This is a genomic window from bacterium, assembly GCA_018812485.1.
In the GTDB taxonomy this organism is placed as follows: Bacteria; JAHJDO01; JAHJDO01; order JAHJDO01; family JAHJDO01; genus JAHJDO01.
Genome location: JAHJDO010000109.1, coordinates 1 through 25,527 on the forward strand (window position 1 = coordinate 1; position 25,527 = coordinate 25,527).

Here is a 25,527-nt window from a genome sequence, read left to right on the forward strand (position 1 = left end):
AATTCTTGATATTTTCATTTTGAATTCAACCATTTTAGGGAATGATTTTTCTGTTTTTACCGAAATTTGCTCTGTAACACACTCTTACTTATAGACTTACGCTTATGCCCCATTTTTCGCCAAATCTGTCTAGTTCCCTATTTACATTCAGAATACTGGCAGTATCTTAATGATATTATTTTCCCTAGTTGTATAACTCTTATTGGAAATAGAGAGCAGGATATGGGTTTTATTTGGACGGAATCTATTTCAGTGTTCACACAATAAGTATGAATAGCGCATTTGGTTATTCCTTCATGCTTGTATGAAAAAACGCACGGTCCATCATCGTAAAGAGACTCAACACAACGACTTCCGCTTCGATATGTTTCTGCGTATCCATTCTTTTTTATGAGTCTTATATTTTCCTCTGGAAGATATTTTTCAATGCCTTTTAAATGTTTATCTATTATTTCTACATCTTCCTCAGATATTGGGGCTCCGAAGTCTCCTGTTGCACAGCAGTGCCCATGACAGATTTCAAGGCAGCATGAAAAATGGGTTTTAAGAATAGCATCGTCTACAACAATTTCATCTATTATCAGCATTCCAGAACTTTCTTCAGAAACTTTCCAGTATATGAGCGCTTATTCTTAGCAACTTGTTCCGGAGTTCCCTCTGCTACGATTTCTCCCCCATTGTCTCCTCCCTCTGGTCCAAGATCTATAATATAATCAGCTGTTTTTAGAACATCTAAATTGTGCTCAATTACCAACACTGTGTTTCCCCTATCCACTAACTTTCCTAAAACATCCAATAACTTCTGAACATCTGCAAAGTGCAGACCTGTGGTTGGTTCATCAAGTATATAGAGTGTCCTGCCTGTTGAAACCTTACTCAACTCACTAGCCAGCTTAACCCTTTGTGCTTCTCCTCCTGAGAGAGTGGTAGCAGACTGTCCTAATTTTATATACCCGAGACCTACATCGTTTAGAGTCTGCAACTTCCTTTTTACAGGCGGAATGTTCTCAAAAAGTTTCAGAGACTCTTCAATTGTCATATTCAAGACGTCTGCTATGCTTTTATCCCTGTATTTTATTTCCAAAGTTTCTCTATTGAATCGCGTTCCTCTACATGTTTCGCATGTTACGTAAATATCCGGAAGGAAGTGCATCTCAATCTTTTTTAAGCCGTCACCTTTGCATGCCTCGCATCTTCCGCCCTTAACATTAAAAGAGAATCTTCCAGGCTTATATCCCCTTGCCCTTGAGCTCGGAACCTGAGAAAACAGGCGTCTTATATAATCAAAAGCGCCTGTATATGTGGCAGGGTTGGAACGAGGGGTTCTGCCTATCGGCGACTGAGTGATATTTGCAACCTTATCTATTTGAGAAAATCCTTTAATATCGACATGTTTACCTGGCTTTTCTTTTGAGCCGTACAGGATTTGAGCTAATGCCCTGTACAATATTTCGTCAACCAGTGTGCTCTTGCCGGAACCAGATACTCCTGAAACGCATACCAATAATCCTAGCGGAATATTTACGTTTATCTTTTTTAAATTGTGTTCAAAAGCCCCAAGTATTCTAAGCTGCTTTTCAGTTGGTTTTCTTCTTTGTTTAGGTGTATCAATTTTAATTTTTCCCGACAGGTATTTACCTGTAATAGAATTCTTGTTTTTAATTATTTCTTCCAGCTTACCGCATGCTACAAGATCTCCGCCGTGAATGCCAGCTCCCGGGCCAAGATCTATTACATAATCCGCATTTCTTATTGTCTGTTCATCATGTTCTACAACAATAACTGTATTCCCCAGGTCGCGCAGACTGGTTAATGTCTTCAGTAGTTTTCTGTTATCTTTTTGGTGAAGTCCAATACTTGGCTCATCAAGGATATATAATACTCCTACAAGACCTGAGCCAATTTGTGTAGCGAGCCTAATTCTCTCTCCTTCTCCTCCTGAAAGAGTCTGCGCTGTTCTGTCCAGTGTAATATAGTCAAGTCCTACATTGGAGAGAAATGTTAATCGTTCCCTGACTTCTTTTAGAATATCATGCGCAATAACTTCTTCTGTTTTACCCAAACGCAGAGTATTAAAAAATCTGATAGCAGATTTAATTGATAAGGAACATATTTTAGCTATTGATTTCTTATTGATCCTTACAGCAAGACTCTGAGGGGAAAGTCTTGCGCCTTCACACTCAGGGCATAATCTGACTCTCATGTATTTATTGTAGATCTCTGACTTTACATATTCAGAATCAGTCTGACTCCATCTTCTCTCAAGATTGTTAATTACCCCCTCAAATTTCATTCTATGTCTGTGGATTCTACGTCTGAGTCGCAACGTAAAATCTAGTTTTTCTTCTGTGCCATACAGAATCATGTTTTGATGTTCTTTGCTTAAATTCTTGAATGGAATATCAAGGTCTATATTATAGTGATCGCTAACTGTCTCCAGCATCTGAAACAGGTATCTTCTTGTTGCTGCTTTCCAGCGGTGGTGTTTTGTTGTTATCGGATTGCTCCACGAAATAATTGCGCCCTCATTAATTGACAGATTCATATCAGGCACGATCAGGTCAGGATCAACTTCCATCTTCCTGCCCAGTCCGTTACATGTTTTACATGCACCATAAGGACTGTTAAACGAGAACATACGAGGTGTGAGTTCAGAGTAATTTATTCCACATTTAATACATGCAAAATGTTCACTAAACAGGATATCTTTCTTATTGTTGATACATACCAAAATTAATCCTTCACCCAGTTTTAGAGCAGTTTCTACAGAATCACTAAGACGTGATTTGATATCTGATTTTATAGCGAGTCTGTCTACAACGACTTCAATGTTGTGTTTTTTGTTTTTATTGAGTTTTATCTCGTCTTCCACATTATAGATGTTCCCATCAACTCTGAGTCTTACAAAGCCTTTCTTTCTAATATCCTCAAAAAGAGCGCTATACTCTCCTTTTCTACCTCTCACTATTGGGGACATAAGCATAATTTTAGAGGATTGGGGGAATTTCATAATACTGTCAACGATTTGCTGGGAAGTTTGACGCGCAATTTCTCTTCCACATTTATAACAGTAGACTTCTCCTATGCGTGCAAACAATACTCTTAGATAATCATAAATTTCCGTTACTGTTCCAACTGTTGAGCGGGGATTTTTTGCAGAGGTCCTTTGTTCAATAGAGATAGCAGGAGAAAGTCCTCCAATATAGTCAACATCAGGTTTATCCATTTGTTCAAGAAACTGACGTGCATAAGAAGACAGGCTTTCTACATACCTTCTCTGTCCTTCTGCATATATAGTATCAAAAGCCAGAGAGGATTTTCCTGAACCACTCAGGCCTGTAATAACAACAAGCTTGTTTCGTGGAATTTCCAGATCTATGTTCTTAAGATTATGCTGGCGGGCACCTTTGATAATTATACTGCTGCTATTCATGAAGACAAAAGAAAATCTTTTAGAAGCGGAAAGAGTTCCCTGTACTTCTCAAGTTTTTCGAGATAAATTTTGTGCCGTGCAGAATTTGGTTCAAAGATCGTATCTCGCCTAACAAAACATCTAACGCCTTCTCCCGGATCTTTAAAAACCCCTGTTGAAATCCCTGCAAGTATAGCAGCTCCAAGGATACTTGCCTCTGTAATACATGGACGCACAAAGGGAATACCGAAAATATCTGCTTTGATTTGTAGCCAGTGGGACGATTTTGCTCCTCCACCTGTTGCTACAAATTCTGAAGTGTCAATGCCAATCTCCTTTAAAGCATTAAGATTGTCTACAAAATAAAAAGCAACACACTCCATGATAGCTTTAAGAATTTCGCCTCTTGTGGTGCTTGTTTTTAACCCAACAATAACACCGGATGCGTCAGAGATAAAATCCGGTGGACCAGTCATTTCAAAGTAAGGAAGAACTAGTAAGTTGCTCGGCTCAACAGGCATCTCATTTGAAAGTCTTTCATAAATATCGTATCCATCTTTGATAATTTTTTTATCAGCTGATGCAAAGGTATCCCTAAACCACCGAACCAACGATCCTGCCTGATTGTATACGAAGGATACAAAAAGATTGGGAAGTACATGATGTTCAATATTGAGCCCATTCTTAATCATCAGGGAAGAATCAGGAATATGATTATAGGTTGGTGTTATACATTCGAAGGTTCCTATACCACATACTGCAGTGCCTGGCTGATATATCCCCGCACCCAGAGAGTTGCAGCATTGGTCGTGTCCGCCAACTACTATTTTTACTCCATTGTCGAGATTGAGTTCCTTAGCTATCAGGTTACTAACTGTACCTGCAATGGTTCCACTAGGTACAGGTTTTGGAAGTTTCTCACGTGAAATCTTGTTGATTGTCAGGAGCTTATCGGACCAATCTTCTTTTCGGATGTCAAAAAATAGTGTGCGATTTGCAAGGGAATAACTTGTAACAGCCTCACCTCCGAGCATAAATGTGATAAGGTCACCCCATAGGAGAAACTTATATGTTTTTGCATAACATTCAGGATCATATTGATGAAGCCAGAGAAGTTTTGGTAAGGAATAATTAAGCCCTAAAATATTTGGATTGATTTCATAAAAGGATTGCTGATCAATTTCTTTTGATAAAGATTCTATATGCTCTCCTCCACGAATATCAGAAGAAAGGATACAATTTCCCAAAATCTTTCTGTCTTCAGTAACAGGCGTCATTGCCTCCCCCATTGAGCTCACACTCAACGCACTTATGGGATCCTTGCGGGTTTGTGCAGCAACTTCTGCGATAGAGGATTTGACCAAAGTTAATACTTCCTGACTGTCAAGTTCTGCCCAGTCAGGCCGCGAATGCAGAATATCATATTCTCTGTAAGCACTTGCTAGACAAATACCATCCTCCGAGAATGCCGCAGCCTTACAGCCTGTTGTACCTACATCTATCCCTAACAAACTCATACTACACCTACCTCATAGCCGAGATATTTCTCAAATGCTTCTTTTACTGGCTCGAGCACGTGAGAGGGAGTAACACTAACATGATGACGATGTCCCATATATCCTATTTTTTGAAGCACATTCTGTAATCCCTCAATCTCTGCCACGCCTGCACAACCAAAGAAATCTTCTGGGATAGGATCATCTGTAAACCGACCCTCTCCAAGATAGAACCTTAGTTTACCTGCCCCAGTCAGCATACTGCCGAATGTTATTGGATTAGGCGAAATACGACCTACGTTACAGCCATAAGAATGTCCTTTACCTACAGCATTGGCCAGGATTGCATGATCAGTAATTTTACCCTTGCAGGTCATCATGCTTTGTGGAACGGGGCCACAGTGAAAAAGGATGCACTTATTCTCTTCCTCAGCATAATTATTGTTCCAGTCCAGGCATGTGGCAACTTCACTCGATGCCTGAGATAAGGCATACATGGTCACTGCATTGCCCACATCTACCTCACAGGCAGCAATCATACCACGATCATTCATTTCGCTTAGAAGAACACATGGTGAAATGCCAAGCTGCTGCTGCATCTCGAGCCAGCAGCGGATTGCTACTGCGTCCATCTTATATTCCTCAATAACGCTATCAATTGCAACGCCAAGTCTTACAATGGTATGAAATGCTTTTTGAGGAACTCCTTTCCATGAGCAGTATTGTTCCAGCCTCTTTGCCTTTGCTTGTATCTTTTTTTCAGTGCTCTTGAATGAGGACATCCTTGCAAAAATATCCGACAAATCCAATGTTTCCATAGTAATCCCGTATTTTTGAAGTGTCAGCTCATCAATACGAACTGTTTTAAATGCTGTTGTTCGCGCGCCTATGGCTCCAACAACCAGTTTTTCCATTCCATTCACAACTCTACATATTCGGTCGAAAAAATCGATATTTGCAGCAAACTTATTATCTTTTGGATGTACAGTATGCGGTTTAAGCGCAGTAAAAGATATGTTGTTCTGACAAAACATATCCATGATGGAGAACTTTCCGCAAAACGCATCTCTTCGCAATTCTGGTCTCATCTTATCCAGTTCATCCGGGTATGCCTGAATTAATATAGGAACGCCAGCATCTTTAAGAGCTGCAACTGCGCCTGTTTCATCCCCAAAATTGGGAAGGCACAGAATCACACCATCAAACAGTCCATTGTTTTTCCGAAGAAAATCGGCAAATATCTTTCCTTCTTTTACAGTTTCAACTGCTCCATTACGAGTGGCATTAACGTCTAGCATTAGAGTCTCATATCCCAGTTTGTTCAGAGCTGCACTCATCTCACTACGTGCACCTTTAAGCAGTGTTGCAGGGAAAAAGCCACGATTTCCAAGGTAGAGCGCAAATGTAGATTTTTTTGTCTTCATAAATTTTCCTTTCTTTGATAAATTGCAGATAATAATTACGGATTAATAATTTTTACTGACCCTTCAATTTCCAATTCTTTTTATTTATCTCAGAGCAGGCATTGAAGGTATTTTTATCACCTTCCCGCCATTTCTTAATGATTCTGTTGCTGCGCATCCCGTTGCAACAGCCATTCTGCCTGCTTCAGGTGTTGAAACAGGTTCTTTCCCTGTAAGAATCATTTCTATAAAATCCTTACATATAACTGGATCAGCTCCGCCATGTCCGCCTTCGACAGGCTTGATATTATATGTTCTATCAGCAAACTCTTTCCATTTGCCAGAGCGCCTCGTTTTTACAATAACTTTACTATCATCATCAAGATTTTCCATTCTGCCTTCAGTGCCAATGAATGTGTAATTTCTCCAATAATCCGGAGTAAAATGACACTGTTCATACGATGCTTTTATGCCGTTCTCCAACTCCATAATCATAACAGTATTATCCTCAACATCAATCGCTTTACGAAAAGCGCATTTGATATATTTATGTTTACCCGATTTAAATTCCGTACATGTCTCTTTTTCCTGACATTCAGGGCATGTTAAATCATTGGGCTTATTCCCTCCGTAGAAGTCTAAACTGCCAAAAGCAGCTACTTTCCTGGTATAAGAGCCAGTAATCCAATGAATCATATCAATATCATGAGCCGCTTTCTGCAGAAGAAGACTGGTTGCATTCTTCCTTTCAGACATCCATGTGCGAAAATACCACCGTCCACCGCTACCAACGAAATGCCGTACCCATACTGCTTTTATCTCGCCAATAGTACCAGTGTCTGCGATGTCTTTCATTGTCTGGAAAATGCGCATATGACGCATATTGAATCCAATCATCAGCCTTTTGCCAGATTGTTTCCATGCCTTTAGAATATTGTCACAACCTTCCGTAGTAATAGCCATCGGTTTTTCAAGGAAAACATGTTTTCCCGCTTCAAGAGCAGCTATAGCATATTCCTCGTGGGTAAAGTCAGGAGACATAACAGCTATCGCATCAATATCCTTTCTTTTAAGCAGCTCTTTATAATCTGATGTAATAAAGATTTTCCCTTTGATTTCACTTTTAAACTCTTGTAATGCCTTCTCTGAAATATCTGCTCCTCCGGCAACTACTGATTTTCCTTCGGGATTATGCCAGTGTTTCCACAGATTACCCCTGCCTGTTACGCCTATAATACCTATTCTAACTTGCTTCATTAGACCTCTAATGTATTAAAGCTTACTTATATTTGGACATAAATTGCCTGATTTTCTCATATGCTTTTTTAAGAACATCCTCTTCCGGCAGGAAAACAATCCTGAAGTGTTTTGTTTCTGGCTTTTGTCCGAATCCTGCGCCTGGGACAACAACAACGCCTGTTTCATAGATTAAATCAGAAACAAATTTCTGGTCTGATACGGGCACATCTATTTTAGGAAATGCATAAAAGGCGCCCTTTGGTTTTACACACTTGATACTTGGAATAGCATTGAGCATTTGGTATGTAATATCTGCTCTTCCTTTGAGCTTTGCATTTGCTTCTTTTATATGCGATTGATCCCCTTCTAGAGCTGGCTTTATTGCATATTGCTCAGGATGATTTGCGCAGAGTCTTGCACGTGTTAGTTTCTGCATAGCCCTGTAATAGTCTCCTAAATTTTCCTCTTTGCCGCTTACAACACACCATCCAATACGCAGTCCTGGGGAAAGATATGACTTTGAAAGCCCGCCAAAAGTAAGGACAGATGCCTCTTTTGAGACACAAGCAGTAGGAATATGCTCCTCAGCATCAAAAACAAGTTTGTCATATACTTCATCGGAAAATATTACAAGATTATGCTCAAGAGCAAGATTAACAATTTGATTAAGAGTTTCTCTTGTATAAACTGCACCCGTTGGATTATTAGGATTTATAATAATAATCGCTCTTGTATTTTTATCTATTTTTCTCTTTATATCATTAATGTCTGGCTGCCAGTCATTCTCCTCATCTAAGTAATATGAATTGATTCCTGCTCCAAGCTTTGTTAGCACTGCTGTGTACAAAGGGTAACCAGGTGAAGGTACTAATACATTTTCATCAGGATTCACAAGACTTGTTAATGCTATTTCAATAGCTTCGCTTCCTCCATTTGTAATAAAGATGTCCTGAATATTTTTTATTCCCTTTCTACACGCTTCATTCTTAACAGATTCAATCGCTTCATCAATTCCAGACGATGGAGAATATCCTGTAAATCCACTTTTCATTGCATTATATGTAGCTTCAATAATATGATGCGGCGTTTTAAAATCAAATTTTATTGGATCACCTATGTTGAGATAAAGCATCTCTCTGCCCTGAGAGGCTGCCTTCTCAGCTATTAGCATAATATCTCTGACAGCATATTTAATGCCTTTTGTCCTCTCAGCTGGTTTGATATGTGAATTCACTAATTCTCTCCCTTAAACTTAAGGTAAATAAGATAATGCCAAGTCCGTATAATGTCAATAGAATGTGCTGGCTGGGCACATAAGTAACACTTTTTGTTTAAGATTCTCATTGTAATTCTCAATATATCTCATAGGTGTTAAATAATCAAGCGCTTGATGAGGGCGATTAAAATTGTACTTAATCAGCCAATTTGATACAAAAAATACGTACTCCATATATTAATTGGAAGAAGCGGCACGCAATATTACCTTGACAGATGTTTAAGGCGCTTGACAAATGCTAAAAATCAAACTAGTTTCACTCCGCGCTTGCCTTTTGAAATCTCACCAATCAAATAGGCTTCTTCTCTTACTTCAGAGAGAAAAGACATTACTTTATCAGCTTCTTTTTTGGAAACCACAAGTATCATCCCAATTCCCATATTAAACACTTTAAACATTTCCTTTGCTTCAATATTCCCTTTTTTCTGAATTTGTTCAAATATATGTGGTGTTTTCCAGCTTTTTGTATTTATATGAGCCTGGCAATCTTTTGGGAGAACCCTTACAAGATTTCCTTCAATGCCTCCGCCAGTTATATGCGCCATACCTTTTATCTTGCATTTTTCCAAAAGCTTCATAATGACCTTGACATAAATTCTGGTAGGTGTCAGAAGCTCTTTCTTTAATCCTGAATCAATCTTATCAATATTAAATACCTTTCTTACTAAAGAAAAACCATTGCTGTGCAGCCCTGAGGATTGAAGTCCTATTATGATATCACCTGAAGTGATTTTTGCTCCGGTTATTATTTTATTCTTATCCACAATCCCTACTGTGAATCCTGCAAGCTCATATTCGCCCGGCTTATAAAATCCGGGCATTTCTGCTGTTTCTCCGCCAAGCAAAGCGCACTCTGCCTCCCTGCATCCCTTGACAATTCCTTCTACAACACTTGCTGCGCTTTTAACATTAAGACGCCCTGTAGCTAAATAATCAAGAAAGAATAAAGGCTTTGCGCCCTGCACAATAAGATCATTCACACACATTGCCACAAGGTCTATGCCAACAGTGTTGTATGTTTTACACTTGCAGGCTATTTCAAGCTTTGTGCCAACACCATCTGTTGCGCCAAGTAGAACTGGCTTAGTATACTTAGTAATATCAGGCTCATAAAAACCCGCAAAACCGCCTAAACCACTAAGAACACCTTTATCAAACGTAGATTTTGCAAGAGGTTTTATTATGTCTACAAATTTGTCCCCTTTTTTTATATCCACGCCAGCTTTTTTGTACGTTAACTTTTTCATCTTTTATCACAAAAAAATAAGGCCCGAATACTAAAAAGCCGAGCCTTGCGCTTTAAGAACATATCTTCTCTAGCCGAGCATCCTTTCTTTCATTATTTTTCCCGGCTTGAATAAAACAACCTTTCTTGCAGGGATAGGCACTTCTTGTCCAGTCTTTGGATTACGGCCTAATCTGGCTTTTCTCGACTTTTGTTTAAAAACACCAAAGTTGCGCAATTCCACTTTTTCTCCTTTGAGAACACTATCACACACATAGTGCAATAGTTTATCAACCACTTTTGCTACGATAACTTGAGTCACTCCCAATTCCTCAGAAATTTTTATTACAATGTCTCTCTTCGTCATTACCTAGTCTCTCCTACTTGATTTTGCTTTGTTCTTCTTTCTTTATCCTACTTGATATTTGGTCTAGCATGTTTCTAATATTAGCGATAATAGACTTATCCTCAACAACACTTCCCGCTGCCTGTGCAGGAACATTTGTCTTTGCCTTAGGTTCTGCAACAGTCTTTACAAAAAATACTCTATATCCAACGTAAGCTCCTGCTGTTAAAACAGCTATTAGTATTGCAAAAATGAAAAGCTTAATTAACCCTTTTCTGATTTTAGGTATGATTACGGTTCCTATTTTGCTGATCTTTGAAAGCGCCTCCTTCTGCCCTTCAAGCCCTCCCAATCGTTTATTCAAGAATATATAGGAAACATGCCAATCATTTCCCAGTTTTCTGGATTGCATATCCGAGGCAGCTATATTACTCAATGAAACTGACTGACTAAGTATACTTGATATTTTATTATCAGGACTGTACTGCCTTTCAAGTATATTGCCTATTGACTCATACTTACGCGCAAGAAGACTTTTGGATTCCATAAACTCCTGCTCTTTCACCGGATTTACAGAAGTTAAATTCTCTCCGCCTTGTTTTAGAAGATCTCCAAATGCGACCCACAGCTGAATGAATCCCTTTAAAGCTATAATATCTGCCTCTAGTTTTCTATCACGCATTCTTTTTCTCTACCTTCCCAAGAGATATTTTCCCAATCTTAACCTCCGTTAAAAGCTGCCTATGTCCAATCTTACGACTGTAACCCTTGCGTCTTTTCTTTTTAAATGCTATAATTTTTTTCCCTTTGACCTGTGAGATAACTTCTCCATGAACCTTAGCATTCTCTAGATGACTTTTATCTATGGATACGGTTTCTTTATTAGAAATTAAGATAGGTTCAAAATCGATCTTGCCACCAACCTTTTTTTCGATCTTCTCTATTTTTATAATGTCCCCTTCTGAAACTTTGAATTGCTTACCACCTGTAACAATAACTGCCTGCACTTTATATCTCCTTTCCAATTGTCAGCGAAGATTATCATATACATAAGCAATTGTCAAACTCGAATGTCCTGCATGCCATAGTGTTACAAACATTCTATTTCCGAAGCCTCTATATGCATACTCAGATCTGATTCTAGAATGATCTTCTTATTATATGTTAATTCCAACCCAGTCAGTGTTTTCCTATAATGCTTGAGAAGATAGGAAGATATATACGGGTGAATCTTTACCCAGATAGTCTGCATTGATCTGGTTGCACATAACTGCTCTACCCTTCTCTGTAATTCAATACATGTAGTTGCTAATGACTTTATATTGCCATTTCCCTTACAATAAGGACAAACTTGAAACAAGTAATCAATGACACTTTGCTTAACTCTTTGTCTGGTCATTTCTACAAGACCAAGTTTACTCAATTGCGCCACTGTAGTCTTAGCCCTGTCCTTTTTTAAAGCATCTTTAAAGACTCGCAATAATTCATGTTTATGCTTTTCATACTTCATATCAATAAAATCGATTATTATAATTCCGCCCATATCCCTGAGACGGAGCTGGCGAGCTATCTTTACAGCAGCTTCAAGGTTAGTTTTTAAAACTGTATCTTCCAAGGAGCTTTTTCCCACATATTTCCCTGTATTTACATCTATAGAAACAAGAGCCTCTGTTTGCTCAATTAATATCCACCCGCCGCTTTTCAATCTCACTTTGTTTCGCAACGCCTTATCTATTTCCTTTTCTAAATTATACTTATCGAATAACTTTTGTTTCTCATTATAAAATTTTATACGAGATTTCATTTCAGGCAGTACTCCACCCACAAACTGCCTCAACTTGTTGTATTCATCATTTGAATCTATCAGCACTGTTTGGATATCAGGACGCAATAAGTCCCTCACAAGCCTGTGGATCAAGTTATACTCTTGATAAACTACAGTCAATGCCTCAGATATTTTTGCCCTTTTCTGAATCCTTCTCCAAAGTCTTACCAAATAATTAATTTCATCATAAAACTCCTTTTCTGTCTTTCCTACGCCTCCTGTTCTAATAATGAGCCCCATATTCTCAGTTCTAATTTTTTTAGCAATCTCCTTTAAACGATATCTTTCATTTTGATCATCTATCTTCCTGGAGACACCTATATGATCAACTGTTGGCATCAAAACCAAGAATCTGCCGGGTATGGAAATAAAAGAGGATAGTTTCACCCCTTTGGTTCCCAATTGTTCCTTTATAACTTGAACAAGTATTTCCTGTTCATTAGTCAATATATCTGATATAGAGTCTTTTCGGGATCTCCTCGAAACTATTTCACCATTTCCTTCATCCTCTTCCACATCTTCTGGTACTGCTGAAGGAGTTGCTATATCTTTAACATGCAGAAATCCATTTTTCTCCAGCCCTATATCTACAAATGCAGATTGTATGCCTGGCAATATGGCTTTTACTCTGCCCTTGTAAATATTGCCTGCAATGCGTCTCTCTCCCTTTCTTTCAATAGCAAACTCCGCTAACACACCTTCTTCCAACAGCGCTGTCCTTACTTCATAAGCGTCTACGCTTATAATCAATTCCTTTTTCACTACATTCTCCTAAATGTTTGTTCGGTGCCGGAGGAGGGAGTCGAACCCTCATGGAGTTTAAGCTCCACCGGATTTTGAGTCCGGCGCGTCTGCCAGTTTCACCACCCCGGCTAGTATTTTAATCTAGTATTCCCATTTAATCAATTACAGTCTGGCACCAGCGGGCCTGCAAGCTCTTTAAGGAAGAAGAGTTTTCCAGCCAAAGTAGGCATAAAACTGGAAGGAATCCAGATATTTGGTCCGTGTCTTAAAGTAACCCAGAGAGATAATCCCTGCCACATCATTCCCCTACCTAATGTCCCATCACATCCGCCGATTATTTTATCCGCTTTGAGGAATAGACCCGGACCAATTGTATTGGCAAAACATGGAACTAGAGTTGTGCGACTCTTAAAACTGGTTATTGCGTTCTGTTCTATGGTCAAAGGATGTAGTTTTGCTCCCAATCTGTATTCCTGCTTCTTCCATTTTTCCTCTCCTAAAAATTCGCCGGCAAAATGCGGCTCCCAAAAAGCAATATGAAACACTCTTCCAATACCAAAAACAACTATGAGTTTTGCCCCCTCTTTTTTGAGCTGTCCTATCTTCTCAGCATATGTGGGAAGAACATTCTTAAGCGCAAAATGTCGTTGGTTTTTTGGAACAGTCAGATCTCCGAGCGGTCCATAAAAAGCTTGCTGCATTGCATTTTGAAAAGTTCCTATATTATCAGGAGGTAATGTGTTTCCATCTTTATCGCTCCATTCATCCATGTTGAACCCATAAACATGCTTGCAATCCACATTCCATTCTTTTAGAAAATAAACGGCCCATTTATACATTCCCATTGGACCAACAGGCAATATAAACGCTATCTTCCTGCCCTCATCTTTTGTCCTTCTAATCTCTATAGCTATTTCATGACCCATCATAGTATCAAAATCACTCAAAGTTTCGCATGGAACAGGTTCAAACTTCTTGTTCCACCAATCCTGACGCTCGGTAACTGACTCCGGGGGATTATCACAACATTTATCCAGCTTCTCAATATCCCACCCTTGCGGGAAGAAATTCTCTAATAAAGATCCTTTAATTGTGCTCATTAAATCCATAATTATCCTCCATTATCTTGTTTCTTATATTTAACCTTGTCCTTTAACAACTTCTCTAAAATATTATCCTGAGGGAACGGATGTCCTTTATGCTGTCTGAATCCTTCGGCATATTCTATGCCAATTTCTTTTCCTCTTCTGCTTGAAATCTCCTTCATAGTCTCTGTGTATTTGTCCATACCGTGCTGTCTTTTCAACCAGGAGCGTTGACTTTCATGTTTCCTTAACATGCTTGTTTTGGTTTCCATTACATCTTTAATATCTACATAAAATTCAGGATGCACAGGATTGCCAAATCTATCCTTTAAATCCAGAGAATCTCCATAATATAGATATGGAATCTTGGATGTCGCTTTTGCTGGATTTACTAAGGCAGTGTGATAATTGGGAATTGGTGCGTTAAAACACCCGTCCCACACTAAATCAGCAGTTATCTCATGGTCCTTCATATAATCCTGAGGAGACATGGTAATAACAATGTCAGGATCCACTTTTCGTATCATTTCTGTAACCATGAATCTTGTTGGATTATCAAACACAACATGTAAGCAGGATATGCCACAGCTAATATATTCTGCCTCAAGCAGTTTTGCTGATGACTTAGCTTCCATATACCGTTTTCTGCTCAAGTCTGCTGGAACATACTCAACAGACCCCATATCCCCTGAACCCACGGTTGCAATGGTTATCTTATGCCCTTTTTTCTTCAGTAGAGCAAGAGTTCCAGCCATAATAAATTCTACATCATCAGGATGCATTCCAATACCAAAAATCTTCATAATTTCATACCCTCCTTCCTCCTATTTTATCTTATGTTCGTATCTTTTACCACTCTCTAATTCCACAGTAACACTGCTTCTGAGTATATTTAAATCAACCACCTTCCCCTGCCCATATTCTGTATCTATCGTTGCATCTATTTTAGGAAAAGACTTTTTCATTTCTTGATACGACTTTGATTCATATCTCAGGCAACACATCAAGCGACCACATAAGCCTGATATTTTTGAGGGGTCTAAGTGAAAATTCTGAGATTTAGCATTTTGAATGGTAACTGCCTGAAACTCCTTAATGAAACTTGCACAACAAAGAACCCTCCCACAATGCCCACAATATCCTGCAATATTTTTTGCTCTATCTCGTACGCCCACTTGTCTTAATTCTATTCTTGTTTTTAATGTATGCTCAATGTCTTTTAACAGGTCTCTAAAATCCACTCTATCGTCCGCCACAAAATGGAATATTATTTTATTTCCCTCATGTATGCACTTTGCATCTATAACTCTAATTGGAAGATTATGTTTGGTTACTTTTTCTAAACATATTGCTAATGACTTTTTCTCTCTCTCAAATATATCCTGTATCTGACTTATATCACTCTCCGTTGCAACTCTAATGATTTGTCCTCTTTCTTTAGAGCATATACAATCAGCTACCTCTTGTATCCCTGATATAATTTTAGCATAATATTTGTCGCCATCTACTTCTATTAGACAGTAATCATTATACTTGGCAACAGTGTTGCCAATATCAAGCCATAATGTTCTGTCTTTGCAAATCCTAACCTGGATTATTTTATGCATCTACTTTTCCTTGTATATCTAAAAACAACTTCTCCAGAATAAGCTGGGAACTGACGTTGTTTCTTACATACGCCTTCATATCAGTAATTGTGTCCAAAAACCTTTCAATCTGAGACAGAGAAAATTTACTCTCTAATTGCTTAAGATCCTCGCTAATGTCCAAATTAATAAGAGAAACTTGTTCTCCAGCTTGTTTCAAGATCGCAATATCTCTGAGGCATGTTGTAAGCATGTCTAAGCTCATATGCAACTTGTTTCTATATTCTCTAACATCCCTGCTTCGCTCACTATCCCCATTATTAAAAACTTCCTTATTAAATTCTCCTACAAGAGTAATCACATCTTCATTCTTCAGCCTGCTAAGCATATCCATTAACCTACTCTTTACAAGAGGTATTTGGGCGTCATCCTTTAACTTAAGCGCCTCTCCTAAACTACCCTGGGATAAATTGGCTATGAAATGAGCAAGTGATTTGTCTACTCTATGATGTTCTACTAAAAAGTTCTCAATTCTATGAAGCTCTATCCTTATAAAGGGAACTGCTTGACATCGCGAAACTATAGTCTGTAAAAGCAGATGCGAGCTCGTAGAGGTTAAGATTAATACGGAATTTTCAGGTGGCTCCTCCAAAGTTTTTAAAATGCAGTTTGCGGCTTGAATGGTCATATTTTCTGCTTCTGCAATAATGTATATTTTTTTCTTACCCTCATATGTTTTAAATGATATTTGTGTTCTTAATTCCCTAATATTATCAATTGTTATGGACAAAGAAGACCCTGTTGGATAAACGCATTTTACGTCCGGATGCATATAAGCATCTATCTTTTTGCAACATGCGCATCTATCACAAGGAATCTCACTAACCCCCTCACAATTCAATGCCTTGGCAAGATTAATTGCTGCCAACCTTTTGCCTACTCCATAGGGACCAATGAACATATAAGCATGAGGAATCCTTCCATGTTTCAACGAATTCTGCAAAAGCTTTACAGCTATTTCCTGCCCGATAATATCATTAAACGACATAATTATTTCTTCTCAATAAATCATCTATATGCTTCTGGATTTCTAACTGTGTCTCACTGATTTCGCTTTTTACTGTAACTGCTTTTATACGTACTGGTTCTCTTCGAGCAAGATTAAGATAACCTTCCCGCACTCTTTTATGAAATTCAATATCTTCCTGTTCGATCCTATCACTCTCCCCTCTTGGAAAAGAATCCTTCGATAAGCGCAGGGATTTTTCTAATCCAATATTCACATCAATATCCAAAAGAATTGTCAGGTCTGGTTTTATCTTATTTATGGCAAAGTCGTTTATATTCTTTATAATATCTAAATCTATTTTCCTTCCATACCCTTGATATGCAAATGTAGCATCATAGAAGCGATCACAAATTATAGTAATGTTTTTTTTTAATGCAGGAATAATAATCTCATCAACATGCTGCGCCCGTGCTGCTTCGTACAGCAGTAATTCGGTTCTTACTGACATATTCTTGTGTAAAGGAGAGAGCAGTAATTGCCTCATTTTTTCTCCTAATGCTGTGCTGCCGGGCTCTCTCGTGCAATAAGTCCGAATGCCTTTCTGAGTAAGATAACTAGCAAGTAACCTGGAATGCGTGGATTTCCCACTACCCTCAGGCCCCTCCAATGTTAATAGAAACCCTTTTTTCATAACGTGTCGATTATAACATTACATGCTGTTTTGTCTATTGGAATTTGCACCTTGAACTGGGTTGTGCTTTTTGCTAGTATACTTGAAATTATACCTGCGCCAGTAGCTCAGTTGGATAGAGCATCTGCCTTCTAAGTAGAGGGTCGGGGGTTCGAGTCCCTCCTGGCGTACTTTTTAAATCAGGAGAAAAATCAATGCTTAAGTCTATAAGAAAAAACATGAAGCCAATAATGTGGATAACAGCATTAAGCTTTCTGGCTACAATATTCTTTGCATGGGGAATGGGTGCGACATCGAAAGCAAGAACAAATGTTACTGTGGCAAAAGTAAATGGAGCTGATATCAAGTATGAAGAGTTTAGATATGCTCTAACAGCTACGGAAAGAAATTATAGAAGAATGTATGGAGATCAGTTTGACAGAATCAAAAAAAACATGGATATGGATAACCAGATTCTAAATCAGTTGATAGATCAAAAGCTTCTTATGCAGGAGATAAAGAAACAGCGCGTAAAAATCTCAGATAAAGAGATTATAGATAGAATAAAACAAGATCCTGTATTTAAAAACAAGGAAGGCGGATTTGATAAGGCAAAGTTTGAACAGTATGTAAATGGTCTCCCTGCTTCTCAGTGGCAAGAAATCGAGAATGGAATTAGGAAGTCCCTTGCGCTTGAACATCTTTGGAGAAAGATTACTGATCCAGTTATAATAAGCGACAAGGTAATTTTAGGTGAATTTATGCTAAAAAATGAAAAAGTAAAAATCAACTATATATGCTTCAGTGTAGACGAGTTCAAAACTCAGGTATCTGTGAATGATAAAGATATTACTGAATATTTTTCCAAAAACAAAGCTGAATTCAAGCAGCCTGATAGAATTAACATAGAATACGTTCTTATCAAACCAGAGCTCTTTAAAGAAAAAATCGAAGTTTCAGATGATGAAATTAAAAAATATTATGCGGAGAATAAACAGGAATTTGGAGTGGTTGATAAAAAGCCTGAAGAAATTAAGCCTCTAGAACAGGTAAGCTCTCAGATAAAAGAGAAACTTACAAAAGAAAAAGCAGAGCAATTAGCTGAAGAGAGAGCTTATGATCTCTCTATTGACCTGGGTGAAGAGAATAAATGGGAAGATATACTAAAAAAAGAGAATCTCTCATCAAAGCAGACAGGGTATTTCGCAGAAGGAGAACAAATTCCAGAAATAGGATATTCCCGTGAGTTCTCACAAAGCGCATTTTCTCTTAAAAAAAGTGATATAAGCGACCCCGTTAAAACAGCTAAAGGGTTTTGCATATTAAGACTTGTGGATTTAAAGCCATCCTACATACCTGAGCAGATAGAAGAAGTAAAGGATGAAGTACACAAAAGGTTAACTGCTCTTAAATCAAAGGAACTAGCTGAGAAAAAAGCAGATGAGTTCATCGAAAAATCTCAATCAGCAAAGAATATCGAAAAGTTAGCAAAAAAGCTTAAATATAATGTTAAGCAAACAGAGTTTTTTGAAAGAGGAGTGTATGCAAAAGACATAGGATATGCCCCTAAACTCATAACAGACGCGTTCCTTTTAGAAAAAGGCAATATAAAAAAAGTATCAGAATCGCAAGATGTATTTGTAATAGAACTTGCTGAGAAAAAAGCTGCTGATAAAGAAGAATTTGATGCACAGAAGGAGCAGATTAAACAGACTTTACTGCAAAAAAAGAAGCAGTCGGTATATGAGAAATGGTTCAAAAACCTAAAGCAGGAAGCAAAGATTGTAAATAATCTTGATGAAATACGACGTGCACAGTAAAAAATCCCATAGATACACCACTCCGAAGATAACTGATCCTATCAGGTCTATTTTAGATGAATTCAAAATATCCCAAAGTTTCCCAAAATTAGTAATAGAAGAATGCGAAAGAATTGATCCATTTATTTCTAAAGAAGAAATTAAGAAACGCCGCAACCTAACGGAACTTACATGTTTTACAATAGACCCCGAAGATGCAAAGGATTTTGACGATGCAGTCTCCATTGAGAAAACTGAGAATGGAAGTTTCTTACTGGGCGTTCATATAGCGGATGTTGATCATTACGTAAATAAGAATAAGCATATAGACAGCCAGGCTCTTTCCAGAGGAACAAGCATATATCTTCCTGATAGGGTGATTCCAATGCTGCCTTCCAAACTTTCTGAGAATCTGTGCAGTTTAAAGCCTGACGAAAACAGATTAACTTTAACAGTTATGATAAAAATAGATGCACAGGGCAATATTAGAGAATACGAAATCTTTGAGAGCCTAATTAAAAGCAAGGCAAGGCTATCCTATGAATCCGCAGAGGAATTAATCCACTCCAATAGTAAACACACGGAAATATCATTAGCCTTAAAAACTATGTACAAACTAAGCAGGATATTAGATAAAAAAAGATTGGAGAGAGGATACATTGATTTTGATGTGCCTGAGATTAAGATATCACTTGACGGGAATGGGAAAGTCATTGATATTCAAAAAAAGAAGAGATTATCCAGCCATATTTTGATCGAGGAATTCATGCTTCTTGCAAATCAGTGTGTAGCAGAATACATTACCAAAAATAAGGTTCCTATGATCTATCGCGTTCATGAAACTCCAGACGACCTAAAAATAAAAGACTTCGCATTGCTTGCAAAAACACTGAATTATAGATTTGATCAAAATAAATCTAAAAATCCAAAATACATACAGAGATTCCTGCATAAAACAAATGGGCAAAAGGACCACGTTCTTGTTAGCCAGATTCTTTTAACATGCATGCAAAAAGCAATATATTCTACCAAGAATGTTGGGCACTTTGGGCTTGCATTAAACTGCTATACTCATTTCACATCCCCTATCAGACGCTATCCTGACTTAATTGTTCACAGAATTCTTAAAAACAAGTTTAAAAATCGTATAGATAACCTTTCTGAGATTGCAGGCATTGCTTCTGAAAGAGAGCAAATAGCAGTTAAAATAGAAAGAGAATCAATTAAGTTAAAACAGGTTGAGTTTATGAAAAATAAACTTTGGGATGTATTTGAGGGTGTAATATCCGGTGTTCAGCCATATGGTTTGTTTGTTGAGCTTAATGATACTTTAGCTGAAGGGCTTGTTCATGTCAGCGCACTAAAGAACGACTACTATACGTTCTCTGAGAAACAGTTTGCACTTGTAGGAAAACGCACAAAGAGAAGATTCCAGCTTGGAGACGCAGTAAAGGTACAAGTAGTTAGAGTGGATAGTAATAAAGGGCTAATCGATTTTATATTGATTGAAAATAAAACAAGCGGCTGATCAACATTGTGCGTTGTTGAAACTGTCGAAAAACTCAAAAACACGGTATTTTCATTAATTTTTTAACACTCTATGTCTCCACATAATTAACAAGATTAAACTGACAATTCCTACTATAAGATATCCTTGAGCAGGATCTAAGCCAAGCACACCTTTTATTTCATAAATCGGCGTCAGAAGAATCCAGTAAAGAATAGACCCAAAAATTAAGGCCACGATATGATGCTTAGTAATATCTTGATGGTATATCTGAAAAAAAACGAATAACAAAACAAAGATAATTTCAACTAACTGAATGGAAATTGTAAATAAAGGTGGTTGGGATTTTGCTAATATGTTTGGGATTGCTTGAAGAGACCACATATAAAAAAAGCCTGGGAATCCAAAAATAAAAGGTAAAAGTAATGGTATTTTTCTTGTAGTTATCCTGCTATTTCTATTCTTAAAGGCTATCCCAATTAAAGATAACACAATAAGGAAACTTCCGAGTAGTAAAAAAGGGTGCGGCCAATAGGGTATCATTTTGTTTCCTGCTACTGTGCCAAAAGTTTTCATGCCCATTACGACAATAAATATGAAACCAGTAAAACTGAATACTAATCCTCTTCTTCCCAAAAGAGAAACATTTTTGTATTTTGGCCATAATAAGTCTACAATTGCAATAGGAATCAAAGTGCTCACTGTTGCATGGAAAAGCAAGAGTACAATTGTCCATGACCATTGTACCCCAAGAAACATTCCATACCCCAAAAGAACCCCTCCATCAATCCAATTTGTATTAAAGAATGCTTTTGTAGTAAGCGCTTCTTCAACAATTCCATAAGCAACCGCAAGAAAAATAATTGACCATTGTAGTTTCCATCTTACTCTGGCTTCTCTAATAAGGACTGTACCGCAGCCATATAAGAGTACACCTAATAAAAGAGCATTTGGGCTAAAGAAACAAAGTGGCGGAGTAGAGCCAGAAAGCAATTCCCCTAATACAGGAGACAAGAACAATAGAAAGATTAATATTAAGTATTCTCTTTTTATTTTTAGTTTGAACATACTTTATCTTCCAATATCTAACATAAAGCCCAGCTCACTGGTTTTTGCATGTTTCTTGAAAAAATTCCATATAAGTTCGTATTAGGATTTTTAATCTAGTTTACATCTAACCAGCCATCATTAAGGAACTGGATTAACAGGAACGGGCTGCATTGCCCCATCAACGATAGAAGGATCGGAAAGTATCTCACTAAGAAAATGAGGATCAGAAAGAATTTCTCGTCGTATATCTTCCGGGCTGGGATGAGCTGGAGCAGGAATACCCGCTGGAGCAGATGCTTCTTTCCTGGAAACGACCGAATCCTTATTTTGTTGGATAATCTCCATAAAAGCCATAAAGGTAGAGGTGCGCTCTTTCTTATTTATGGCTTTGATAACTTCCTGATGGTAATCTGCATCAGTAGTAGCTGCACTTTCCTCCGGATATTTAAAGAAAGTCTGAGTCCACACAGGCGTCATGGCTTCTAAACCCCACACACTGGCATAATAAGCCATAGCTTTAAGCCATTTGCTGTCGAGTTCCTGAAACTTATTATCACCGATCCAGGCGCTGATTAAGTTAGTCAATTTTATCTTCTTACCAACATCTCGACTATAGTAGATTGGGCGCCAGGTCTCTCCTATATAAATATTTTTCCCCTTTTCTTTGGCTGTAGTAATCATTTTATTTACTGGCTGCATGTCTTTAAATGAATAAATGTTTAAAGATAATACATTCAATTCGTCGATTGATAAAAGCTCATTAAATATCTGCTGTGACTCCTGTGAAGAAGGCATGATGCTTGCGCCGAGCCTGGTATTCGGAGATGCTTTCTTTACTGATACTATGATCTCCTGTGTGAATTTAGACCAGTTACCGGGCAATACCTGGATTCTCATCCTTTTAGCCACATTGGAGGGCTTATGCAGTACTATAAATATTTCAGGTTCAAAGCGAGCGGCAATTCGGGGATAAATCTTTATTGCTGCTTCCTTCAACTCATCAAAACTGTTAAATCGATGATACACCGCGGAATACTGTGGGGTTATTATAAGCTCCAGATTCTTTTTTCGAATATATTCGATAAGTTTGTCATACTTTTTAATTGTTTCCTGGTCGTTATCCAACCAAGGAAAAAAACCCATATTTATATCAATTCCCTTGACACCTGCTTCTTTCAGGGCATCAACATACTTCTTGAGTGTCTTTAACGGCGTATTTTTGATATATATTTCATGAGCAAAGATAAGGTTTGCTCTGAAACTAAGTGGCTGCTGCGGGTATTTGTTACACTGCTCAGTAATTTTATCCAAAATATTATTCATTTTGGAAATGTACTGTTCCTGGGTAATATTCGGCAATTTGTCTCTCTCATAGGTATCTTGAAGCGCTCCCCTTTTATGCCCTCTTTTTTTGTCCTGAGCGTATCCATTCATACTTGAAGCCAGAATTATTGCAATTAAACATCCTATGCCGGCTATCCTTATTATTGTCTTCTTCATACTTTACCTCCCTTTTTTCTAAATTGGATTCATCCTATCATATATTTATTAACCATCCTGGTCAATGCCAAGCTCTATCATCACAATTTTTATTCCAATCAATTCTTAACATTACCTCCCGAGGCTTCAGATAGCTCAATTATTACTTTTTTGCCTAACTCATTTTTGATTCTAAGAACTAAGTATGCAATTATTTTTCCCCCGTTAGGAGACCACGCAAAGTCAGCAGCAGTCACACCGCCAGGGATATATTCCTTGCTGCTTGGATTATTAAAATAAGTAAGCCTTTTTTTGTTTTTACCATTTGAATCCATTATCCAGTAGTCAGCTAAAACCTCATATTGCTTAATTTGCTGTGGTATTTCCATACTGGACATCCAAATTATATTCCTGCCATCTGGCGAGAAATGAGCATGCTCATCCCATTCTGAAAGTGATGTATTCGTTAGCGCTATTAATTCTGTTGTAATAAGATTGTATGAATAAATATCCAGATTCTTATATTGGCCATCTTTTGTTGCGGAAAACAGGATAATCTTATCATCAGGGAAAAATCCATGAGTCTCATAAAACTGCATATCACCCGGATTCAGTATTAATATGTTTTCAAGACGAACATTACTATGGTTAATAATAATATCTGCTATTTTTATAACCCATCTCCCTGAAGGTTTGATATTACGATCTATCATTTCTGACCAAATAAGTTTTTTCCCATCATGGGAGAAATGAGGATGAAGAACGGCTTTTCTTTCAGGAATATTTGTCAGCTGCCAGAATTGCTTTGCACATTTGTCCATAAGCCAAATATTGTTATTTACCCCTGATCCAGGTCCTGTAAACGCTTTCTCTATTTTTTGAAAAATATTCGGAAAACCTGCCAAGCTTGGATTCTGCGCTTGAAATACAATATATTCACCAGAAGGATGCCATGCAGGTTGCCCATTATGTTTTTGAGGGACATTCGGGTTATCGCAGGTGAGACATCTTTGCCCTGAGCCATCAGACTTCATAATCCAAACATCATAATAACCATCCTCTCCTCTTCTATCAAAGGCAATCAAGTCATCTTTTGGAGACCAGGCAACCCTGCCGCCATCTTCTTGAATTATTTTTATGCTTTTTACCAATCGAGAACTATAATTATTATTTTTGCCCAGCTTTATTTCTGGCTTTATTGCTGTTTGGGCTAGGCCTCTTTTCTGGATAATCTCTTTGAATGCTTCAAAGGTCTTGGTACGCTCTTCATTGTTGATAGCTTCGATCACTTGTAGATTATAACCTTGGCTAAGTGCATTACCCCCTTCTTTTACATATTTAAAGAAGGTCTGTATCCAGAAAGGCGTTATTGCCTCAAGTCCCCATACACTGGCATAAAGTGACATTGCTTCTAACCACTTAACGTCAAGTGTCTGAAATGCTTCATTTCCAATTCCCATAGCACTGATGTTGTCTAGTGTTTCAGTCTTACCTGCTTGTGGTACGTAGTATGGCGACCGCCATGTCTCTTCAATGTAGACTTTTTTCCCTTGTCTTCTGGCTTCTCGAATCATTTTATTTGCTGCATCAAAACTTCTAATATTATAAATATCCAGGGTTATTATCTCGAGTTCATCAATGGATAAAAATTTATCAAAACATTTCTGTTCAGACTGTATAAACACAGGGTCTGCCAATACTCCTGCCCCGCAACGCGTTTTTTGCGAAACGGCCTTAACGACTCTGGCTGTTTCTTTAACAAATTCTCCCCACTCTTCCGGGCTAACTTCAAAACCCATTCGACTGGCCATTGTAGTAGGTTCATGTATTACTATAAAAATTTCCGGTGTATATCGTTTTGCAATTTCAGGATAGATCTGAAGTGCCATATTTCTCCATTCCTCAAAACTATTGACGCGGTGATACATTGGTCCATAAAATGCATTTATAGCAATTTGCAGATTATGATGACGGATATATTCAATAAGGTTATCGTATTTTTGAATTGTCTCCTGATGATTATCCAGCCATGGAAATAATCCCATATTGATGTCAATTCTGTTTACGCCTGCTTCTTTTAAAGCATCCACACATTTCTTGAGAGTCTCCAGAGGCATGTTCTTGATACAGACTTCATGGGCGAAAAATAGATTTGCAGAAAAATTAATCTTGTGCTGGGGCTGGTTTTGACAATTAGTTATAATAGAATCAAGAACCCTGTTCATAATATCTATGTACTGCTCTTGGGTGATAGACTGTCCTCTATCGTCTGCTTGGGCATAGCTTGTCAGAACAAATGTAATGCCAATGAGTAAAATTAGACAAGCGATAATAAGACTTTTGCTGATCTTCTTTTTTCTTAACATAATTCGCCTC

The 25,527-nt window shown here is 37.9% G+C and carries 22 protein-coding genes and 2 tRNA genes; 3 read left to right on the plus strand and 21 right to left on the minus strand.

All coding sequences use genetic code 11. The annotated features are described in order from the left end of the window. Window positions 1-137 precede the first annotated feature (137 nt). From KKC91_08910 to tmk, 18 genes are all read right to left on the minus strand, one after another. Window positions 138-587: a DUF3109 family protein gene (locus KKC91_08910; protein MBU0478673.1), complete on the minus strand. Its 450-nt coding sequence runs from the start codon at window positions 585-587 to the stop codon at window positions 138-140. Then, the gene (uvrA, locus tag KKC91_08915; GenBank protein ID MBU0478674.1) at window positions 581-3,433 is read right to left on the minus strand and encodes an excinuclease ABC subunit UvrA; all 2,853 of its coding nucleotides are present in this window, start codon (window positions 3,431-3,433) and stop codon (window positions 581-583) included. Before uvrA ends, KKC91_08910 begins: the two co-directional genes overlap by 7 nt. Further along, the gene (locus KKC91_08920; GenBank protein ID MBU0478675.1) at window positions 3,430-4,929 is read right to left on the minus strand and encodes a hypothetical protein; all 1,500 of its coding nucleotides are present in this window, start codon (window positions 4,927-4,929) and stop codon (window positions 3,430-3,432) included. The genes uvrA and KKC91_08920 overlap by 4 nt, the downstream gene beginning before the upstream one ends. Further along, a complete protein-coding gene (locus KKC91_08925; protein MBU0478676.1) occupies window positions 4,926-6,332 on the minus strand; it encodes a hypothetical protein in 1,407 nt (468 codons plus the stop codon). The genes KKC91_08920 and KKC91_08925 overlap by 4 nt, the downstream gene beginning before the upstream one ends. Before the next feature lie 84 nt (window positions 6,333-6,416). After that, window positions 6,417-7,568 carry a Gfo/Idh/MocA family oxidoreductase gene (locus KKC91_08930; GenBank protein ID MBU0478677.1) on the minus strand — a complete coding sequence of 384 codons (1,152 nt, stop codon included), beginning with the start codon at window positions 7,566-7,568 and terminating at the stop codon, window positions 6,417-6,419. A gap of 22 nt (window positions 7,569-7,590) precedes the next feature. After that, window positions 7,591-8,721: an aminotransferase class I/II-fold pyridoxal phosphate-dependent enzyme gene (locus KKC91_08935; GenBank protein MBU0478678.1), complete on the minus strand. Its 1,131-nt coding sequence runs from the start codon at window positions 8,719-8,721 to the stop codon at window positions 7,591-7,593. Window positions 8,722-8,838: 117 nt separating this feature from the next. Beyond that, window positions 8,839-9,000, minus strand: a complete 162-nt coding sequence (locus tag KKC91_08940) for a transposase (protein ID MBU0478679.1) — start codon at window positions 8,998-9,000, stop codon at window positions 8,839-8,841. Between the two features lie 71 nt (window positions 9,001-9,071). Beyond that, complete coding sequence (gene purM, locus KKC91_08945) at window positions 9,072-10,073, minus strand: phosphoribosylformylglycinamidine cyclo-ligase (GenBank protein ID MBU0478680.1); 1,002 nt, start codon at window positions 10,071-10,073, stop codon at window positions 9,072-9,074. A gap of 69 nt (window positions 10,074-10,142) precedes the next feature. Beyond that, window positions 10,143-10,418, minus strand: coding sequence for an integration host factor subunit beta (locus KKC91_08950; protein ID MBU0478681.1), 276 nt, complete (start codon window positions 10,416-10,418; stop codon window positions 10,143-10,145). A 13-nt stretch (window positions 10,419-10,431) separates the two neighbouring features. Further along, complete coding sequence (locus tag KKC91_08955) at window positions 10,432-11,079, minus strand: hypothetical protein (protein MBU0478682.1); 648 nt, start codon at window positions 11,077-11,079, stop codon at window positions 10,432-10,434. Beyond that, complete coding sequence (rplU, locus tag KKC91_08960) at window positions 11,072-11,404, minus strand: 50S ribosomal protein L21 (GenBank protein MBU0478683.1); 333 nt, start codon at window positions 11,402-11,404, stop codon at window positions 11,072-11,074. The genes KKC91_08955 and rplU overlap by 8 nt, the downstream gene beginning before the upstream one ends. A gap of 83 nt (window positions 11,405-11,487) precedes the next feature. Then, window positions 11,488-12,984 carry an Rne/Rng family ribonuclease gene (locus tag KKC91_08965; protein MBU0478684.1) on the minus strand — a complete coding sequence of 499 codons (1,497 nt, stop codon included), beginning with the start codon at window positions 12,982-12,984 and terminating at the stop codon, window positions 11,488-11,490. A gap of 25 nt (window positions 12,985-13,009) precedes the next feature. Further along, a tRNA-Leu gene (locus KKC91_08970) sits at window positions 13,010-13,095 on the minus strand. 29 nt (window positions 13,096-13,124) lie between these two features. Then, window positions 13,125-14,075, minus strand: a complete 951-nt coding sequence (locus tag KKC91_08975) for a glucosamine-6-phosphate isomerase (GenBank protein MBU0478685.1) — start codon at window positions 14,073-14,075, stop codon at window positions 13,125-13,127. Window positions 14,076-14,077: 2 nt separating this feature from the next. Next, on the minus strand, window positions 14,078-14,854 hold the full coding sequence (locus KKC91_08980) for a PIG-L family deacetylase (protein MBU0478686.1): 777 nt from the start codon (window positions 14,852-14,854) through the stop codon (window positions 14,078-14,080). A gap of 21 nt (window positions 14,855-14,875) precedes the next feature. Then, the gene (locus KKC91_08985; GenBank protein MBU0478687.1) at window positions 14,876-15,658 is read right to left on the minus strand and encodes a stage 0 sporulation protein; all 783 of its coding nucleotides are present in this window, start codon (window positions 15,656-15,658) and stop codon (window positions 14,876-14,878) included. After that, on the minus strand, window positions 15,651-16,685 hold the full coding sequence (gene holB, locus KKC91_08990; protein MBU0478688.1) for a DNA polymerase III subunit delta': 1,035 nt from the start codon (window positions 16,683-16,685) through the stop codon (window positions 15,651-15,653). Before holB ends, KKC91_08985 begins: the two co-directional genes overlap by 8 nt. Beyond that, window positions 16,675-17,337, minus strand: coding sequence for a dTMP kinase (tmk, locus tag KKC91_08995; GenBank protein MBU0478689.1), 663 nt, complete (start codon window positions 17,335-17,337; stop codon window positions 16,675-16,677). Before tmk ends, holB begins: the two co-directional genes overlap by 11 nt. 96 nt (window positions 17,338-17,433) lie before the next feature. On the opposite strand from tmk, the gene KKC91_09000 reads away from it, so the two are divergent. From KKC91_09000 to rnr, 3 genes are all read left to right on the plus strand, one after another. After that, a tRNA-Arg gene (locus tag KKC91_09000) sits at window positions 17,434-17,507 on the plus strand. 24 nt (window positions 17,508-17,531) lie between these two features. After that, a complete protein-coding gene (locus KKC91_09005; GenBank protein ID MBU0478690.1) occupies window positions 17,532-19,136 on the plus strand; it encodes a SurA N-terminal domain-containing protein in 1,605 nt (534 codons plus the stop codon). After that, window positions 19,114-20,643, plus strand: a complete 1,530-nt coding sequence (rnr, locus tag KKC91_09010; protein ID MBU0478691.1) for a ribonuclease R — start codon at window positions 19,114-19,116, stop codon at window positions 20,641-20,643. Before KKC91_09005 ends, rnr begins: the two co-directional genes overlap by 23 nt. Before the next feature lie 54 nt (window positions 20,644-20,697). On the opposite strand, the gene KKC91_09015 is transcribed toward rnr, so the two are convergent. The 3 genes from KKC91_09015 to KKC91_09025 all read right to left on the minus strand — a co-directional run bounded on the left by KKC91_09015 (window position 20,698) and on the right by KKC91_09025 (window position 25,517). Beyond that, complete coding sequence (locus KKC91_09015) at window positions 20,698-21,690, minus strand: hypothetical protein (GenBank protein ID MBU0478692.1); 993 nt, start codon at window positions 21,688-21,690, stop codon at window positions 20,698-20,700. Window positions 21,691-21,810: 120 nt separating this feature from the next. Next, window positions 21,811-23,172 carry a hypothetical protein gene (locus KKC91_09020; protein MBU0478693.1) on the minus strand — a complete coding sequence of 454 codons (1,362 nt, stop codon included), beginning with the start codon at window positions 23,170-23,172 and terminating at the stop codon, window positions 21,811-21,813. 98 nt (window positions 23,173-23,270) lie between these two features. Next, complete coding sequence (locus KKC91_09025) at window positions 23,271-25,517, minus strand: hypothetical protein (GenBank protein ID MBU0478694.1); 2,247 nt, start codon at window positions 25,515-25,517, stop codon at window positions 23,271-23,273. Between the last annotated feature and the right edge of the window lie 10 nt (window positions 25,518-25,527).

Bases quoted from the DNA above. Each gene is read 5' to 3' on its own strand.
- purM (MBU0478680.1), bottom strand. From the start codon at position 10,073: ATGAAAAAGTTAACGTACAAAAAAGCTGGCGTGGATATAAAAAAAGGG.
- KKC91_08975 (MBU0478685.1), bottom strand. From the start codon at position 14,075: ATGGATTTAATGAGCACAATTAAAGGATCTTTATTAGAGAATTTCTTC.
- KKC91_09025 (MBU0478694.1), bottom strand. From the start codon at position 25,517: ATGTTAAGAAAAAAGAAGATCAGCAAAAGTCTTATTATCGCTTGTCTA.
- rnr (MBU0478691.1), top strand. From the start codon at position 19,114: ATGAAATACGACGTGCACAGTAAAAAATCCCATAGATACACCACTCCG.
- KKC91_08950 (MBU0478681.1), bottom strand. From the start codon at position 10,418: ATGACGAAGAGAGACATTGTAATAAAAATTTCTGAGGAATTGGGAGTG.
- KKC91_08940 (MBU0478679.1), bottom strand. From the start codon at position 9,000: ATGGAGTACGTATTTTTTGTATCAAATTGGCTGATTAAGTACAATTTT.
- tmk (MBU0478689.1), bottom strand. From the start codon at position 17,337: ATGAAAAAAGGGTTTCTATTAACATTGGAGGGGCCTGAGGGTAGTGGG.
- KKC91_08930 (MBU0478677.1), bottom strand. From the start codon at position 7,568: ATGAAGCAAGTTAGAATAGGTATTATAGGCGTAACAGGCAGGGGTAAT.
- holB (MBU0478688.1), bottom strand. From the start codon at position 16,685: ATGTCGTTTAATGATATTATCGGGCAGGAAATAGCTGTAAAGCTTTTG.
- KKC91_08935 (MBU0478678.1), bottom strand. From the start codon at position 8,721: ATGCTAATAGCTGAGAAGGCAGCCTCTCAGGGCAGAGAGATGCTTTAT.
- KKC91_09020 (MBU0478693.1), bottom strand. From the start codon at position 23,172: ATGAAGAAGACAATAATAAGGATAGCCGGCATAGGATGTTTAATTGCA.
- KKC91_09005 (MBU0478690.1), top strand. From the start codon at position 17,532: ATGCTTAAGTCTATAAGAAAAAACATGAAGCCAATAATGTGGATAACA.
- KKC91_09015 (MBU0478692.1), bottom strand. From the start codon at position 21,690: ATGTTCAAACTAAAAATAAAAAGAGAATACTTAATATTAATCTTTCTA.
- KKC91_08955 (MBU0478682.1), bottom strand. From the start codon at position 11,079: ATGCGTGATAGAAAACTAGAGGCAGATATTATAGCTTTAAAGGGATTC.
- KKC91_08910 (MBU0478673.1), bottom strand. From the start codon at position 587: ATGCTGATAATAGATGAAATTGTTGTAGACGATGCTATTCTTAAAACC.
- KKC91_08985 (MBU0478687.1), bottom strand. From the start codon at position 15,658: ATGCATAAAATAATCCAGGTTAGGATTTGCAAAGACAGAACATTATGG.
- KKC91_08925 (MBU0478676.1), bottom strand. From the start codon at position 6,332: ATGAAGACAAAAAAATCTACATTTGCGCTCTACCTTGGAAATCGTGGC.
- uvrA (MBU0478674.1), bottom strand. From the start codon at position 3,433: ATGAATAGCAGCAGTATAATTATCAAAGGTGCCCGCCAGCATAATCTT.
- KKC91_08980 (MBU0478686.1), bottom strand. From the start codon at position 14,854: ATGAAGATTTTTGGTATTGGAATGCATCCTGATGATGTAGAATTTATT.
- KKC91_08920 (MBU0478675.1), bottom strand. From the start codon at position 4,929: ATGAGTTTGTTAGGGATAGATGTAGGTACAACAGGCTGTAAGGCTGCG.